Here is a 17,590-nt window from a genome sequence, read left to right on the forward strand (position 1 = left end):
AGGAAATTGGTGAATAGCTGAATTCTTCTTTAACTCAATTTGAGTATTCTTTGAGACGCGGTAATGATCCAAAGAAAGTCAGAAGCACAATTGTACTTGCTACAATCACCGTTTTAATCTCAAAACCGTTTAGATTGCTGAAACCTTGGTGAATTGCCCGATCAAAGACTGCTTGGTTGATGTCAAATGTCTTTTGATTAGCTGTTTTGAACTCTTCAAACAGCGAGTTTGACTGTGCTGGGTTGTTTCCAACGCAGAGAGCGATCGCCTCTTGATGCTTACCACTGCGCTCTAACTGGCGAATTTGTTGGTCAATGGCCAGGTATTTACCCAAAGTCACGAGACTGAGGAGTGTGGCTTCTTTTTCACCAGGGAAAGTGATATTATTCAGTTCGTCAGCAATGTAACCTTTAAAACCATCTATCTTTTTACCCTGAGAATTATACGCAGATGCTATAGTTTCAGCAGTTTGGCCTTGAGGAATTTGGACAATTTGCGCTATATTACTGAAAAAAGCTTGTTCATAGTTGGTAGCAAAAGCTTGGTCAAGCAAATAGCGGCTTTCGGCAGCATTAGCGATGTAGGCAGTAGAACGAGCTTCTCGCAAAGCGTGCATAGAATTGAACGCATCTTCTTTAGCCGTCCTGAGATTTTCCGCAGCAGCGTGCAACGTTCCTGTCGTATAAGTTAATAAAGCCAAGGCGATCGCTGTCGCAACCAACAGCATAAGATTGAGCGTGCGGCGCATTCGTTGACTCAGAAATAACTGAATCCCTACTAGCACAATCATCAGTGCTGCACCAGAAACAAAAATTAAGCTCAAAGAAATATTAGCAGCAACCTTTTGTTCGGTATAAGTTTCTTCTAAAACTTGTATATTTACTTTATCTAATTCGTCGGCTGCTGGCAGTAACGTTTTATCCATAAGTTCCGCAGATGCGCGGTAAGCAATCAGCATAGCGTTAGTATCGCCGCGGGCGTGAAAATCCCGTGCCTGCTGAATTTGGGCTATGTAGTTACCTAAGCCGAGTTGCATCGTCTCAATGGGTTTTCGCTCTTTATCTGCGTAGGTGATATTCTCAGCAGCAGCAACTAATCTTTCAGCAGCTCTTTGATATCGCTCTTCGTAACCTTTGACTGCATCTTGGTTTTGTCCTGGTGGTACTAATAGTTCATTAGCGACATTAGCATCCATACCGGCAAATGCGTCCTTGAGGCGTTGAGCAGTGACGATACTGGGTGTGGAATTTTCACCAACGGTTTTGATCGCGTATCTTTGCCCTTGAACTGCGCTAATAATAGCAATCAGTAATAGTAAACTGGTTGCTCCGGTTAAGTATAATCCTCCCTTGAGTAGTTGTGGAGTCGTAAATTTCTGATAATTTTTACTGAAAACAGCGATGACTTTACTCATATATTTGCAAGTTTATACTAAACAGAGCGAACAGCTTTCACGACAATCCGAGTCCAATGTCCAAGGGTAAATTCGTCTCCATCCTGGAGTTTTATATCTACCATCGGCTTCAATTCTACAGCTTTTAATTGCGTACCATTAGCAGAACCAATATCACGTAGCGTTAATGTATTATCTGTCTCTAGGGTTAGCAAAGCATGGCGGTGTGAGACAGCATCATCCAAATCTAAAGCAATTTCTGGGTGAATTGCTCTGACTTGGCTATTACGACCAATTAGGTTAATTGGCTTATCAAGATGAAATGTAATTGGAGGTTGATTTATTGGTGGTTCTGGACTTTCGGGATGGCGTAAAGATGGGTCAATACTAACAACTACTTCCCAACCAACTACTAGGAATTGAGAATCTATTGATCCAGAGCCAGAATCATTGGTATTGCTCTGTCGCTTTGTTGCGATTTCTTTTTGTTGGGTGGGTTTGGCGATTGGTAGTTCACCATGCGCCCCAGTGACAAAGTTGTAACCACAAATTTCACAAAAATTACCACTGTTGCATTCGTGGGCAGTGCTACAATCTGGGCAATGTTCTGTGCTTTTGGATGGCGTTAATGTTGAGGAAATTGTTTTTTGGGCGAATGGAAGTTCAGGTACACCCAGAATCTTAGTACCGCACTCTGAACAAAAATCTAATTCCGTTGATTCATGTCCTTTAGGACATTTATGGGTTGACATATCGATTGATTCGTAGGGAATTGAGGTACGCAAAGAATTCGCTAGTAACTAATTTGGAGATTTGGGAATTCGAGTAGTTTTGGTGGAACGTGTTTCTAATGCCATTGCATCTTCTTTGGCTACTTCTCGCTTCAACCGGACTGTCCCTGTCGGCGCATCCTCGACTTCAACCACGGTTTTTAGTAGTTTGGCTGTGGCTTCATTCCCTGATTCATGGGCTAGTTTTACTGCTTTGCCTAATTTGGCAGTAGCAAGCTCAATATCATTCCTAGCACGAGCTTCCAATCCTTCTTGAATTGACTGAGCTAGTTCTGCTTGCCCAGTATAGTGGGCAACTCGCCGATCAATTTTGGTAGATTTGGCTTCATCATCAGTCCAGGTTGCCAAAATACGGGCTTCTGCAACTTTAGTTTCTATGCCGTTGAGGGTGTATACTAAACTAGCTCGACCTGCTAACATTTCATCACCGATATTACCTGGATTGACTTCGATACAAAAGTGGTAATCACGAGACTCGTTACTTCCCCAAGCTCCAGTAGGGTAATCAACCATCTGAGGCTTGACAGGTTTATGGCGGTGGGTAAGGTCAACAATATCGGGACTAACTTGTTTACAAAACAAGATTTTGGCTCCAAGGGGTGTCCATAAACGTAAAGCGACATCGCTGACATTTTTACTCATGGCTTTTTCCAAAATGGCACGAAAGTCAGTTTCAATCATTGCGGCGTTGGCAATAATATCGGTTGTTCCTAAAAGTTTGTTGGCAATTTCTTGGAGTTGAGCAACTCGCCAATCAGTTCCGACACCACGACAGTCGCACTGAAAGACACCTTCACATTCAAGTAAAACTTTTTTCAAAGATTTCTCATCAGAGTCATCATTTTGCCCATCGGTAAGTAGTAGTGCTTGACGAACTGCGCTAGGCATCTTTTGGAATTGGGTTAAGGCTTGAGCCAACCAAGTAGACATGAGAGTACCACCATTCGCTAGAGTACCCTTAATGGCGGCGATCGCTGACTGCTTTTTTTCAGTCGTGGCTGAAGAAACAGGAAAAACTACTGTGGCTTTACCAGCACCCGTGACGATGAAGAAATGGGCATCTTCTGGTAACAAATTCACAATTTTGATCATTGCATCTTTGGCTGCATGGATCTTGTCACCTCCCATTGAACCGGATGTGTCGCAGATGATGCCAAAAAGTCTGCTATTGGGTGCAGTTGCGATCGCACTATCGCCCTTTTCGACGGTAATAGTCATAATGGCATCAACTTCTCTCACGCCTTGGGGTAGGTACTGGTTTTGAAAAACTTCGGCTTTAAATTGAGGAGACATACTGTTTTGTTAGTTTAAGTTGGGATATGAGATTTTAATAGGACTGATGCACAGGTAATGAAAAATTGAACCACAGAGGCATAGAGAACACGGAGTAATAAGAGTTTGAGAGGTATTTTGCCTAAGTCCTGTTTAATTTATGAGCAGAGAACAGCAACAGTAATGTTGTCATGTCCACCACGATTACGGGCAAACTCTACAAGAGTGCGAGATATACTGATCGCATCTTTGTTATGCGATCGCTGTATTAGGTTAGCCAAATGTGCTGCATCTAAGGTATAATTCCACAGTCCATCACTACACAAAATCAAATATCCTGAACCAGGAATAGTAAATTTCACAATTGAGGGAACAGCATCCTCAAGGGCATCTGCTCCCAACCAGCGCGTAATTGCATGAGATTTGGGAGAATGTCTCGCTTCTATTTCGCTCATTTTTCCGGCTGCGACTACTTCAGCTAACCAGGAATCATCCTGAGTCAATTGTTGGGAATTGTTGGCAGAAATCCAGTAAGCGCGACTATCACCTAACCAGCCAATAGTAGCGATGCCTTTTTGGACAATTGCAGCCACAATGGTGGTTGATGGTGGCTCCAAATTTACACTTTTTGTATAAGTAATATTACATATATTTGCTAAAGCAGTAGCAAAAGCTGATTTAATTGCCGAATCGGGATTTTCTGCTGTTTTCCAGGCATTAGCTAGAGCCAGACACGTACTTTCAGCAGCAGTTTGAGCAGCCAATTCAGGTTTTTCGGAACTAGAAACCCCATCACAAACTACGAGAATATTTGGCTGACTGCTATTGAGTTGTTGTAAAGCGAGGAAATCTTCATTGTGATGGTGTTTGAGTCCGCGATCGCTGACTCCGGCTAGCTGCGAATTAATTATTACTTCTAACCAATCCCGCACCTGTGGTTCTTGGCGAAATCCACATTGGCAACAGTAGCCTTCAGTATCAATTGCTGCACCACATTTTTCACATTTATCGATCGCAGTTGGCGGTTTACTAGCCGTTAAGGGTGTACCGCATTCTTCACAAAATTTGTCATCAGCTAAGATCGATGCACCACAACTTATACACTGCATAATTTCCCCTGACTACGTTTAAAATAATTCGTAATTAAGTTTTGCAACGCGGATTTAGAAACAGCCGCAAAACTTTCTGGTTGTTAGAAGCTCTTGACTTAAACCCAAGCGAATTTGTTAAATTAGGGTTCTGGGACGTACCCGATTAGCTTCATCGACTAAAGAGATTTTTTCGTCTAGAGTTGCGAGGTGCGCCATGTCGCGTAAGGCTTTTTCCAATCCCTTTCTCAGATGCACTTCTTGTAATGGTTGTCCCAAAATTGTTAAATCAGCAGCAGCTTGGAGTTGGCGCGAGGTGATTAAATTGAGAGCAGTTTCTAATACTTGTTTAGTCAGACGATAGCGATCGCTACCTTCTAATGTCAGTGCTTCAATAGCAACAGAAGCGGCTTTGAGTTCTTCAGTACCGGGAGCAGAGCGATCGCCATTAATTAAAGTCCGGGCAATTTCTACCCGCGCTCGTGTATATAAATTAGAAGTTTGCGGTATATTTTCCAAAGCTGCCACAGCACCGTTGCGATTTCCAGTGGCACCAAAGCAACGTGCTAACCCAAAGGCTGCTGATACATAACTGGGATCGGTGCGCGACACTAGATTATACATCTTAATTGCGAATTGGTAATTTTCGGCAAGTTCTGCGGCTAACCCCAACGCCAGTTTAGGAGCTAATTCTCCCGGTAAATCAAAATAAACTTGGTCAAATGATTTTTGTGCCTCTGTGGGTTTATTTTGCGCCATCAGCGATCGCCCACGATACCAAAAGATCCGCCAATCCCAAGGATCTTTGGCTGCAACTTGGGCTATAGCTAGTTCTGCTTCTTCGTAATCATTGGTATCAATCAAGGTATTTGCCAAGCGCAACAATGCTTCAGTTGATTTGGGGAATTGCTTGACAACGACATCTAAACCTACGGCTCGTTTGACTGGATCAGCGATCGCGCTGGCATTTAGCACTGCATTAAAGCCCGGATCGCTAGCATCTAATATTGGTATAGGTAATTGCTGATATTCCGGCTTAATTGGTTCAAAAGTCCCACTGTGGATAATGGCCAACATATCGCCGCCAAACAGGTTACTGGTGGCGGGACGGGGAATATTGGTAGAGATGGCGACAACTTCCCGCAGTACACCCAATAACTGATCTGCCATTTCATCGGCTGACTGAAATCGATCATCAGGATTTTCGGCGGTAGCTTTAATTAGAAAGCGATACAGTGATTCTTGTTGGGCAAATAAAGGTTCTTCTTGGGGACTAGGAAGTGTGTACAGGTGTTCCTTACTAAAACCTTTAATCTCGGTAAGCAACACCGCTAAAGTTCTGCCAATGGTAAATAAATCGGAAACAATTGTCGGCCCTTCCCCAGCTTCGGGAGCGTTATAACCGACTGTACCGTAAATATCACCATCGGGATCATCAACGCGACGCACACCACCCAAGTCGATTAATTTCACGTCGTTGTCTTCGATCATGATATTATCTGGCTTGAAGTCGCAGTATACCAACCCCAAGGAATGTAGATAAGCAAAAGCTCCCAAGATGCGATGAATATATGCGATCGCTTCTGCTACGGGTAACGCCCCGCGAGTTTTGCGGATTTCTTTGAGGGTTTTACCGCCCACATACTCCATGATGATAAAACCTTCAGTACCGTGGTTGACGAAATTATAAATTCCCACGATATTAGAGTGTTTTACGACTGCGAGAAATTGTCTTTCTGCGACGGCGACGGCTGCACTAGATGCGTCTTCGCTGTTGAGCAATCCTTTCAGGACTACATAGCGAGATAAAATTTTATCGAAGCCTAAATAAATCCATCCTAAACCACCATAGGCGATCGCTCCTTTGACTTCGTATTGTCCAACAACTAGATCACCAGGATTCAGAGTCGGAATAAAAGAATACTTCTGTCCACACTTGCTGCAAAATCCGTTTTCTCGTCGTAAACCATGATTACAATTACTACAAAAGCGTTTATTTTCCGGCACCATTGGGTTAGGAAGAATCGCTTTTTCTGGCTCTGTTGAAGGTAGTTCTGGTACAGAAGTTAATCCTGCTCCCAGTTGTCTGCGGCTACTACGGGCAGAAGTGCTGCTAGTACGCCGCGAACCCTTGGAACGATTGGTTAATGGAGAGGAACCTGTACCTGTGGTAATTGGTGAACTTCTGAGTGTTTGTGAGAGGTTTTGCTTCTGGCTGACATCAAGAGATTTTACTGCTGCTAGCCCACAGACATTACAGTAGTCATCTTCAATAGTGCCAGTACATCCATTCCGCATACAGCGAAGACCGTTCATTGAAGTCTCCTAAGTTTATAGTCATAAGTCATTGGTTCTTTTTCACCAGATGTCTACTTTATTGTTCCCCTAAAATTGGCTGTTTAAACGCTTTTCATATTGGGAAACTAATTCAGATGCTTTGTCTAATGGAGTTGGGCGGATATAAAGGAGTTGTGTTGCTTTTTGTGCTAAATCAACCAAGGTCATATCTTCAATCAATCCGCGCGCTAAGGCTTTAGCTTTGAGGGCATCCAGTCGTCCGCGTAACTCCCGACGAGTTTGTAACAAAGTACTATTAGCTGTGTACGTCTGTTGTTCTACAGTGATGTATTCCCTAGCTTTGGCTATCCAATTATCTAAGCCGATCGTAACTGGATTAACTAAACCCTCCTCTAGCTTATTTTGTAAGCGTGTGAGCCATTGGCTAAGGGCATCTATCTGCTCTTGGGCTAATGGAGTCTGCTGTATTAGATACAAAACTTTTTCTTGGCTTTCCGTAAAAGCAGTAATAGATTGTGAATGAAGTTTAATTAATTGTTCTAATAAATTATGAGCGATCGCTAGTTTCTCTTGGATCTGAGCCTGTTGTTTTTGGGCTTGCTTTAATCCTAATTTGATTTGTGCCAACAATGGCTTGATTTGCCGGTCTATCTCTGCGCTGACTCCTAAAGGATCTTGCTCAATCTTTTCTCGCAGAGAAGCGATCGCTTCTTGCGCTTGCACCAGTTCATTTCTAGAGACTTGATTGAGTGATGCAGCGAAGTTTTGCCCTAAGAGAATTTGCGACTCTGCATCTTTGAGGATAAATTCTAGATTTGTCCAAGCGGCATCAACCTCTAGAACTGCATCTCTGGCCACAGAAAAAGCCTCAGTCATTACTTCCAATAGTTGTGCAGGAGCGATCGCGTTTGCTTGTTGGGTCGCAGTCAGTAATTCTCTCTGTGCTAATGGCGTTTGCACCACAGACACATGAATCGAAGCCCCTGTTAATAATTGTTTAATTTCATCGATTTTTTGCTCTGTTGCCAAAAATCGTGGTAGTTGCTGCCGCAATCTACTGGCTTGATCAACTGTTTGCACCAATAAGTCAAAGTATTGAAATAAATCGTTCATTGCCTCCAATGCTGGAGTCACTTTTTGAGCAGTAATGCCTGTCAAATGAACTTTAGGAAAACCAGGACTTCCACAAAGGCGTTGATATACTGGGAGTTCTTGTAGATCAAACAGGTTTTGGCTAACTACTTCAATTTTATTTTTCCAGTCAGCTAAGAGTTGATCAATTTTGGTTGTCATAAAGATCACTCCTGTATAAAAGGCTTAGTGGCAACATTGCCCTTGATTCTATCTTTTGTGAATGGACACGGCATCAAGCCGATAATACCGAACCCGTTTCCCATCTTCAATCGGTCGCCGTGAAGATGTGGACAAACCGGCGTTGTGCGAGAAACTGTCCCAAAATCCACATAAGAGACTCCAATAGCGGTATTGTTAGGTTGAGAATACCCAAGATGTGCAGTGCATTGCGCTTGGAGAAATCCGAAGCAATTGTAAAAGCGTTTTTGTCCGTGCTTAGGGCGCTCAATTTGACTCTCTGTCACATCCATCACAACCGTTTTCGGTTTCTGTGATGAAGTCAACAAGGACTTTTTTCCTCATATCGAGTGAAGATATTATGCAAGAGTCAGTAAATAATGATGATATTTTATATCCAGGTGCGTATCATTTATTTACTTGTTTAGTTCGTAGTCGCTTTGGTACTCTTGATGAACTTGAGGAAGAAAGGCGATTCCGCACGTCTAAGAGGATGTTTTAAAAGTATTTGGCTGTGATTTGAGGCACTTATTGATCCCCCCTAACCCCCCTTAAAAAGGGGGATTTAGGAGGATCTAAAATTTTTTATACCGACAATAGGACTTTTAAAACATCCTCTAAGCCCCAGTGTTCTTCGGCTGCTTTCCACCATTGCGATCGCTCCGAAGTTTATCCGGTCTTTTCGCCCAATTATAGCTTTACTCCTACTTTTCCACGCTGCTCAAAACTCTTTTCAAGAGTGTTTTCTTCATTATCCCTTGTCTTCTCATTCAGAAGATTCGCCCTGCTTTCTCTGTTGTTATATCCCAGAACTTGTATATCTTTCAAAAGTGAATGCTCCCGATTTGCTCCCAGATCACAGCGAGGTTTTTAAGCTAGAAGCTGTTTTTTCTGGGTTCCCCGAAAACGGAAATACTAAAATACTTTTAATTTTTGGGTTATCTGCCAATTCTTTTAAACGACTTAGTTGCCGATCTGTAATTGCAACTCCAGCATATTTCTGAGCGTAATTTAATTCCTCAACAAAATTATTATCATTATAAGCTTGAATAAATACACGATCCACACCCCATTTTTCCCAGTCAGCCGCAAAATATTTTTTAGCCCAATAAGGGTTATGATGGCAAATATCAAAACTTACCGATTGATTAGCTTTTTTCATAGAAGTTACCATTTGCTGCACAAATTTGGTCAAATTTTCTGTGCGGTCAACTTTTCCAGGTAATTCAGCATAATAACCTAGATAATCATCCCATTGAACTGCATCAATATCAGGATATTTTTTGACAAACTCTACTAAGATATTTTTAAAAAGATTAGCAACTTCAGGAATTTCCACATCAAGTACATAATGATCGATTCCAGAGTAGGTTTTATCCACTCCTGGAACAATCCATTTTCGGCTAATCGCAAAATCAAAAGCTGGGCTATTTTTATCTATTTTAATACCCTTCTCAAAGTAAGCATGAACTTGCATTCCTTGCTTATGTGCTTCATCTATCAACCAATTTAACCATTGCTCTTGGAACTGGTTAGGACAACTTTTATACCCAAAAGTTTGCTGCATTACGTCGCTATTATACATCGTACAGCCATTCCCCCAAACACCGTGAATAATTGTATTAATTCCTTGAGAATGGTAGTAACGAACTCTTTTACGAATTGTTTGTTCATCTGTATTATTGGTAATTTGGTAGCGAGTTAAATAAATTCCTCTAATTACTTTTTTCTCCCAACCCGGATGAGACAATGGTGGTTTTTCTTCTGGGATTCTCTTCTGTAAGGTTATGTTATTAGGAGCTAAACTTGGAGTGCTTGGCAAAGAAGCTAGCGGAGTTGCAGAAGGAGTTGGGCTAATAGTTGAATAACCACTTGTAGCAGGCTGAGAAATATGTATACTTATCTTATTGCTATTATCTAAAAATTTGCTTATTTCTAGATATCCTTTCTGGCTAAACCACCAATAACCACCTCCTAAGATAATTAAGATTATAGAGATCGGAATATTTGAACATCCACATCCAATTGGCTCTTTCTTTTGATCCGACATATAAAACTCCGATTTAATTTTTGAAAATATACCGAAACACCCGATAGCATACATCGGCAGTTGAGCCAGATTGCAGACCCGAAGCTTTGGACAATCGTATCTTTACAAGAGGCGTTTTTTATCCCATATCCTCATCAATTCATTTGTATGCAAATATTACTTTATGTTCAGTATACAATGGCACTTCGGAAGCAATCTTCAAGTCCAGATGTACACCCCTCAAAGGCTTCCTGTACCTCTTCTTGGTACAAGTCCACCCCAAGCGCCATTAACCCTGGACGGTAAATGTCAATTAATTCTTGCTCTGCTAAACTAAGTTCCCACATTTGGTTACTGCGTCGAACAATTAAAATTTAGCATCGTGAGATGAAGGTTAGCCGATAAAATTTCCCGAATGCGGGAAATTTGTAGTTAAACAACATCGGAGCGAAAGTTAGGCAGCAACCCCAAGAGACTAGAGACTAACGTCCCGGAGAAAGCAACAAGTATTAGATTAGCGATCTCACTAGCACTTGCATACATATTTAATAGGTTGAAAATACCGCCTCTAATTGTAAAGAATTATTACAAACGCGATAGTGTCCGATCATGCCACAGAAACTTATGTCTTAATACCTACCCTGATAAAAAATCGACTCAGCAGATGCTTTAAAACTGAACTAGCCTATTGAAAGTTGCTTTTTTGATTTTTTTACTATTAGGCTTTTCACTTTTGATTCTTTGATGATTACTGTTACCAAAATCATAAAAGATTCAAACCCTTGCTATATAAGGCTTTCAAGCAATTGACAAAAGCAAAAATCCCCTGATCCGGTTGAAGTTACCACACACCAACTGAATATCAGAGGATTCGCCCGTGTTTGATTTGTACTCAAACACGAGCATTGATGCTTTCGGCTCTAGTTTATCGTTTTGTCCTGAGTCTGACCAGACCCCAGGCTCAATTTTGTATGCACAGTACATTTGCTGTGATAGAGATAACAGAGTTGATAAGCATGATGCTCGTAATTGTTCTTGTTCTTGCTTGAATGAGACACTTTTATTTTATGAAGCTTATAGGGGTGTTAGTAGCATTGGAGCAGAAAACCGGGATAAGCAGTATTACATGAATAATACAAAAACTTTTCGCCACTGAAACCCTTGCTTTCTCGTTAAGCGGTTACTTGGCAATTTGAAAAGTGAGCTTACTACCATCCTCAATAAAATCCTTACGCAATAGGACTTTTAAGCTTAACCCGGTTTTCTGTTCCAATGATTCTCATACCACTATCCTGCTGTAAGTTGATTTAAAATTACATCCACCCCCCAACTTCCGCGTCAGTTAAAGGTTTCTCTAACTTAGTATATTCTGTCTGAGCAGCCCGCAATACGTGTTTCATCTGCACTGCTTCCCCAGCATCGGCAGCCAAAAAAGCTGCATTTAAGGCGATGTTACGGATATTACCCCCAGCGACATTTAGCCGTGCCAGTTGCAGAGCATCTAAGTCTGCGGTTGGGGTGTCGGCTGGAAAGACGCGTCGCCAAATCTCGGCTCGTTGTGTTGTATCGGGGAAGGGGAACTGCACCACAAAGCGAATCCGGCGCAGGAAGGCTGTATCAATTGCACTCTTCAGGTTAGTAGTCAGGACTGCCAAACCTGGGTAACTTTCCATCCGTTGCAATAGGTAGCTAACTTCGATATTGGCATAGCGATCGCGGGCATCTTTAACTTCACTGCGTTTGCCAAATAAAGCATCAGCTTCATCAAATAACAAAATCACGCCGCCTTGTTCTGCTGCATCAAACACCCGGCGCAAATTCTTCTCTGTCTCCCCAATATATTTGCTAACTACCGATGATAAGTCAATGCGATAGAGGTCAAGGCGCAATTTATGGGCCAGCAATTCCGCCCCCAAGGTTTTACCAGTGCCGCTAGCACCTGCAAATAAGGCGCTGATTCCCAATCCTCGCGCATTCTTCGCACCAAAGCCCCAATTATTATATACAGTACTCCGTTGATGGACATGAGCCGCAATTTCCCGGAGAACTTGTTTCTGTGCCTCTGGTAATACCAAATCTTCCCAATCACCAGATGGCTCAATTCGCTGGGCGAGTTCATCCAAGCGCGGACGGGCTTGCACCCGGCAGGCATCCCATAAAATGCTAGTGATATCGTTGTCTGGTGTTTGTGCTAACTGTCCTACGGCTTCTGCACAAGCAGCGCGGATGGTTGTGGCACTTAGGTTAAACTGATCCACTAGGGTTTTAACTTGCCCGTTCATTTGCGGTGCGAGCGTACCTAGTGCATCTTGCCAAACTGCATTTTGTTCTTTGGTAGTTGGTTGATGTACGTCAAAATTAACTACCAGGCGTTGTGATAAGCCGATTCGTTCCCGACTTGTAACGATTAAAAAACCCTTTGTGCGTTCAATGAAACGAGCGATCGCATTCAGCCGCGCCGAATCATTAGTATCCAGTTCGTTGCAGTCTATTAGTAACGCCCACTTACTTAAAATCGTCTCACGAGTCCATAGGCGGATGAGATTATCCAACTCCCCAGGTGCTAAGGGAATGACTTGTGCAGGCATTACCCACAGGCTTAAACCCTGGAGTTGACAAATTGTGGCGGCAATGGCACGTTTGCTAGCAGTTTCTATACTACATAACTGGACAACTGGCAAGCTATTAACCTTGTAAGCTTGCGACCAAACTGCTGCTACTCGCTCTGCTAAATCTTGGTGCGAGGGGACTAAATCACTAACCTCTTGTAATGGTTCAATGATGCCAGCTAGCCGTTCGTCAAGATATTGGATGCCCGTCAAATAATGTAAAATCCGCTCGTCAATTCTTAGGGGACTGAGGGTAAGGGAATGACCATCACCCATCTGAATTAGCTGCCAATGACGTAAGGGAGAATTTGGAGCGATCGCATCCCAGTGGACGTGAGGTAAAGCTGCCAGAGCTAAACCCAAGGTTGGGTAAGCTCGTTGCGAATCCCCGTGGATTGTAGCACACAATTTCGCAAAATCTCCATTCAATTCCATACCTGCACACAACAACAACAAATCACGTTCAAAGGATGAGAGGCTAAACATTTTGCATACTCTCTCCAATGTCGATGGTGCAGGCATAGCAGCAGCAGCTGACTGTAACGCTTGCTGTAAATGCTCTTGGTTTTTCTCCTCAGGTTGATTTTGCTCTTTTGCCGGGTGATTTTCTAAAATACCCCGCACCACGGCTAGGGCTGCTGATAGGTAGCGGTAGTTTGCCTCATCCCAATTGCGATTTGTTGTACCATTCATAAAATAGTCACCTGTGGCGAATCATATTCTCCAGACTGATTCTTGTGCATTGGACTTTCCGCTCCATCTACCCGCGCCCGGACAATATAAGTTCCTGGCTTGACGTTTTTGACAGGAATAGTAATTGCATCAGTGTCTTGGGTGCGTGGTTCAACAAAGAAAGAGTAAGCTACCGGACTATCACCTGACACTTCATTGAGTAGCAAAATTACCCGCTGTGTCTTACCAACTTTGGGCTGGAATTTAACGGTAATTTCTGCTGCGCGTAAATTGTCGCCGCTATTTTCCACTTGAGCGACGAATACTGTAATTGTTGGATGGAGGACAAAAGCCGCAACGTTTGATTCAACTAGATGATCCGTTTGCCCTGCATTGCCCATTGTTAGATGTACAACTTGGACACCCTGCACACTTGCGTATAAATCTGGCGGGACTAATAGGCTGACTTGCGTTTCTTTAACTTCCTGAGGTACTATTAACGTCTCCGTATTACCCAATCGGATGCGTGTGATCTCACCGCGTAACCGTTTACCACGAATTACTAATGTTGTACCTGCAACAATCATTTGTTCAGTCTTTGCCGGAGCCATAACTTGCTCTATACTCGGTTGAGACAAGGGCATCATGTAGAAACCTTCAGAGTTGTCATTGCTACTCTCAATTAATACCATTGACGCCAGATAGGTAGCTGAAGGTCGATAGTGTGTTTGTAAAGCAGACCATAACTTAGAAGTTTCTTCCATATTAAAAAACTCTGGAGTCAATTTTATCTGCCCAATTCGTTCAGCTAAATCGGATACAGACACACTTGCTACAGCTTGCGAAAAAGCACTTGAGGTATTGGTTGTAGATGCATTTCTCAGAGTATTTTCAATAATATCAGATGTAATAGCTGGTGTTTTGTGTAATAAATGCATTGCATAGCCCAGTAAAAGCTCCGCCTGAAAATCCTTAGCTCCGTAAGCTGTTAGTAAGTAATGGAGGTCAAGAGCTAGTGGTAGACTCTGAGAGCGTGGGTTTCCATTAATCCGTGAGTGCTTGCTCCGAAATTCCTGAGATACCCAATCGACATTGCGATTCTGCGTCACTTGATAGAGAAAGAGGTTGATTTGAGCCCGCTCGTCAGCTTCAACTGAAATTCGATCAGGCGGTAGGGCAGTTACAATCACATCACCAACACTAGCAGTGATCGGATCACTGACTAAACCATTTTCCAGCAAGACTTTTAGTACTGCTGTCACGGCGGCTATAGAGAGCACATTACTCATCCTCATTCCTCATGGCAATAGCACATATTAATCATGTACGCCAGAGCAAATTGACAGAATATATTTTGCAAAACTTTAAATATTCTGTAACGGAGACTATCTGCACGGCATACAAAAGCACATTGGCAACTACTAAGTACCGCACGGCGTAAATCCACTTACCATTTAATATTAACCAGACAAGGGGCAAAATCCCCATGTTGAAAGGAAGCAAACTGACGCCACAGTGTACTAGTCTGTGTTTGCGTTTTCCCGTTTCGCTCTTTTGCTCACTTACCACTACTGAAGCTGACAACCTCGGAGAATTTGCGTTAACTTCATATCAGGAACGAATGGCACTAAGATCAGCCCAAAGTCTTGTATTGCCTCGTTTCTAGCCTGGAGGCTCTTAACGTATTCTCAGAGGCTCTGCCTATGGTCTTGCCACTGTCGGCGGAGCCTCCCAGGATCGCTGTAAGAGCCTAGAGGCTGGGAAACAGTCGTGGTAAGAGCTGTGTTTTAACTTAGTGCCATTCCATCAGGAACAAATTTCAACTGCCATAGGTCTTAAATTTAAACATTTTATCAAATTGCTAGCATTACTTTTATGTTAAGCTGAGTATAATTAGATGACGCTTAGTAGCATATATTACTAATATTAATCTAGGTTACGAAGCAAGCAATCAATTATTTGTAATACTAGTACTATCTCTGACTAAAGTTAACACCTTAAAGTAACTAGGATGGGTTGCCCCAGATGAAATCCCCACCTTCTTCAAATTCTTGGATTGGTCGCTTCGTAGGTGATAACGAGCGATACCGTTTAGATCGACGGTTAGGCGGGGGTGGTATGGGAGAAGTCTTCCTGGCAACAGACACCCGTGTAGGTCAGCAGGTAGCGTTGAAGTTGCTCAAAGATACGCTGGTGGCATCACAAGAAATGAGAAAGCGTTTTGAGCGTGAGGTGGCAGTTTGTGCTGCTTTGCAAAGTGACCATATTGTTAAGATTAGTGACTGTGGAGTCACCCCGGAAGGTTTTCCATTTTACGTAATGGAATATTTGCGGGGGCAAACGCTCGGACAACTACTGCTGCGTGAAAAGCGGCTATCTGTTGAGCGGACAGTGAAGATTATGGCGCAAGTTTGCAAGGGTTTACAGCTTGCCCATCAAGGAGTGACTCTCCAACGAGATGGTGGAAAAACCACTGAGCATATTCAGGTAGTTCATCGTGACCTGAAACCAGATAATATATTTTTAGTGCCTACAGATTTGGGAGAGTGGGTAAAGGTTTTGGATTTTGGTGTTGCCAAAATTCGCAGTGAATCTTCAGAAAATTCCAACATTACAAATATAACTAGTACATTTATTGGGACATTTCGTTACGCACCTCCTGAACAAATCCAAAGCGATAAAAACCTGGACGCTAGAGGTGATATTTACAGCTTAGGGATTATCCTTTATGAAATGCTGAGTGCAGCCGACCCCTTTGGAATCAGCATTAAAGGTAGTCATGTCAGTGAAGCTTCTTGGGTATTAGCTCATGCTTATGAGCCACCAAAACCACTGCGATCGCAACCAGGGTGTGAGAATTTACCTGTACAATTGGAAGCGGTGGTGATGAAATGCCTCCACAAGAACCCAGCTAACCGATTTGCAACAGTAGAAGAACTGAATCAGGCTTTGCAAGCTGCTGCCAAATTTGTCACAGGGACTACTAGTGTACCCGGAGAGATTGCTGGGCAACCGCAATCTTCCTACAATCAAGGTTCAAATCACGAAACTGTTCCAAGACAATCGAACGACGACACCATTCTGCGTCCTCCATCTGCGTATAATCAAGGTTCAAATCACGAAACTGTTCCAAGACAATCGAACGACGACACCATTCTTCGTCCCCCATCTGCATACAATCAAGGTTCAAATAACGAAACCGTTCCGAGACAGTTTAACCCGATTGAGCAAAACCAATCTGAGTCAAACGTTCCTCCCCTCCAGGCTGGGTACAATCAAGGTTCAAATAACGAAACCGTTCCGAGACAGTTTAACCCAGTTGAGCAAAGTCAACAGAGTCCTGTGAATAATCCGAACGCCAGCAAACCGGACGCGACTTTGTATCAACCGCGACCTGCGTCTAATCAAGGCGGACAACAAGTTCCACCAGATAAGACGTTGTTTCAACCACGACCTGCATCTAATCAAGGTGGACAACAAGTGCCGCCAGATAAAACGTTGTTTCAACCGCGACCTGGATCTAATCAAGGTGGACAACAAGTGCCGCCAGATAAAACGTTGTTTCAACCGCGACCTGGATCTAATCAAGGCAGACCGCAAATGCCGCCAGATGTGACGTTGTATCAACCGCGACCTGCGTCCAATCAAGGCAGACCACAAGTGCCAACGGATGATACTATTTACCAACCAAAGCTAAATGAGCAGCTAGCTAGGAGAATTACTCCCAATTTCTTGCGAATCCTGGGAGTGGTCTTAGCCATTGGGCTGACTTTAGCATTAGTAACCTATATATATACTCAATTTAAATCTGGTAAACAGCCAAGCAACCAGCAAGGTTTACCTAATAGCGATCGCATTCAAAACTAATCAGCTAATGGCGATTAGAAACCGCGTCTAAACATGGCTTTACCCATCTCCGTGGGTTTAAAACCCTCAATTTATCATGCTTGACGCGCAGGCTGACTACGTATAGCAGTAGCCAGATAACTTAGGACGCTAAACGCAAGACATTCTCTATGGTAGTTCGTAGATTATCGAAGTTTTCTATCTGCTTGCGAATTCGACTCTTGAGCCATGACCAACATTTTTCAATTTTGTTTAAGTCAGGTGAATAGGGAGGTAAGTAA

Annotated in this window: 12 protein-coding genes and 1 pseudogene; 1 reads left to right on the forward strand and 12 read right to left on the reverse strand. The window is 42.9% G+C overall.

Annotated elements, in window-relative coordinates:
- Positions 1–34: 34 nt before the first annotated feature.
- From V7K30_RS33585 to V7K30_RS33635, 11 genes and pseudogenes are all read right to left on the reverse strand, one after another.
- Entirely contained in the window at positions 35–1,414 is a 1,380-nt protein-coding gene (locus tag V7K30_RS33585) for a hypothetical protein (protein WP_335006852.1), read from the reverse strand.
- A 17-nt stretch (positions 1,415–1,431) separates the two neighbouring features.
- Positions 1,432–2,145 (reverse strand): FHA domain-containing protein, encoded by a 714-nt coding sequence (locus V7K30_RS33590; RefSeq protein WP_335006854.1) that lies wholly within the window; start codon positions 2,143–2,145, stop codon positions 1,432–1,434.
- Between the two features lie 48 nt (positions 2,146–2,193).
- Positions 2,194–3,477, reverse strand: coding sequence for a vWA domain-containing protein (locus V7K30_RS33595; RefSeq protein ID WP_335006856.1), 1,284 nt, complete (start codon positions 3,475–3,477; stop codon positions 2,194–2,196).
- A 137-nt stretch (positions 3,478–3,614) separates the two neighbouring features.
- Complete coding sequence (locus V7K30_RS33600) at positions 3,615–4,565, reverse strand: PP2C family serine/threonine-protein phosphatase (protein WP_335006858.1); 951 nt, start codon at positions 4,563–4,565, stop codon at positions 3,615–3,617.
- A gap of 117 nt (positions 4,566–4,682) precedes the next feature.
- Entirely contained in the window at positions 4,683–6,860 is a 2,178-nt protein-coding gene (locus V7K30_RS33605; protein ID WP_335006860.1) for a serine/threonine-protein kinase, read from the reverse strand.
- 69 nt (positions 6,861–6,929) lie between these two features.
- Complete coding sequence (locus V7K30_RS33610) at positions 6,930–8,135, reverse strand: hypothetical protein (protein WP_335006862.1); 1,206 nt, start codon at positions 8,133–8,135, stop codon at positions 6,930–6,932.
- Between the two features lie 251 nt (positions 8,136–8,386).
- Positions 8,387–8,494 (reverse strand): annotated as a pseudogene (locus tag V7K30_RS33615) (IS5/IS1182 family transposase); the annotation flags it as partial.
- Between the two features lie 515 nt (positions 8,495–9,009).
- A complete protein-coding gene (locus tag V7K30_RS33620; protein ID WP_335006864.1) occupies positions 9,010–10,203 on the reverse strand; it encodes a family 10 glycosylhydrolase in 1,194 nt (397 codons plus the stop codon).
- Between the two features lie 167 nt (positions 10,204–10,370).
- Positions 10,371–10,529, reverse strand: a complete 159-nt coding sequence (locus tag V7K30_RS33625) for a hypothetical protein (RefSeq protein WP_335006866.1) — start codon at positions 10,527–10,529, stop codon at positions 10,371–10,373.
- Positions 10,530–11,495: 966 nt separating this feature from the next.
- Positions 11,496–13,484 (reverse strand): ATP-binding protein, encoded by a 1,989-nt coding sequence (locus V7K30_RS33630; RefSeq protein WP_335006868.1) that lies wholly within the window; start codon positions 13,482–13,484, stop codon positions 11,496–11,498.
- Positions 13,481–14,752, reverse strand: a complete 1,272-nt coding sequence (locus V7K30_RS33635; RefSeq protein WP_335006870.1) for a DUF4255 domain-containing protein — start codon at positions 14,750–14,752, stop codon at positions 13,481–13,483. The genes V7K30_RS33630 and V7K30_RS33635 overlap by 4 nt, the downstream gene beginning before the upstream one ends.
- 736 nt (positions 14,753–15,488) lie before the next feature.
- Between V7K30_RS33635 and V7K30_RS33640 the strand changes: the two genes are divergently transcribed.
- Positions 15,489–17,330 carry a protein kinase domain-containing protein gene (locus V7K30_RS33640; protein WP_335006872.1) on the forward strand — a complete coding sequence of 614 codons (1,842 nt, stop codon included), beginning with the start codon at positions 15,489–15,491 and terminating at the stop codon, positions 17,328–17,330.
- 121 nt (positions 17,331–17,451) lie between these two features.
- On the opposite strand, the gene V7K30_RS33645 is transcribed toward V7K30_RS33640, so the two are convergent.
- The coding region (locus tag V7K30_RS33645) for a transposase (protein WP_335006880.1) at positions 17,452–17,590 on the reverse strand (139 nt) is incomplete at its 5' end.

Origin of the sequence: Nostoc sp., from assembly GCF_036917655.1 — a bacterium.
In the GTDB taxonomy this organism is placed as follows: domain Bacteria; phylum Cyanobacteriota; class Cyanobacteriia; order Cyanobacteriales; family Nostocaceae; genus Nostoc.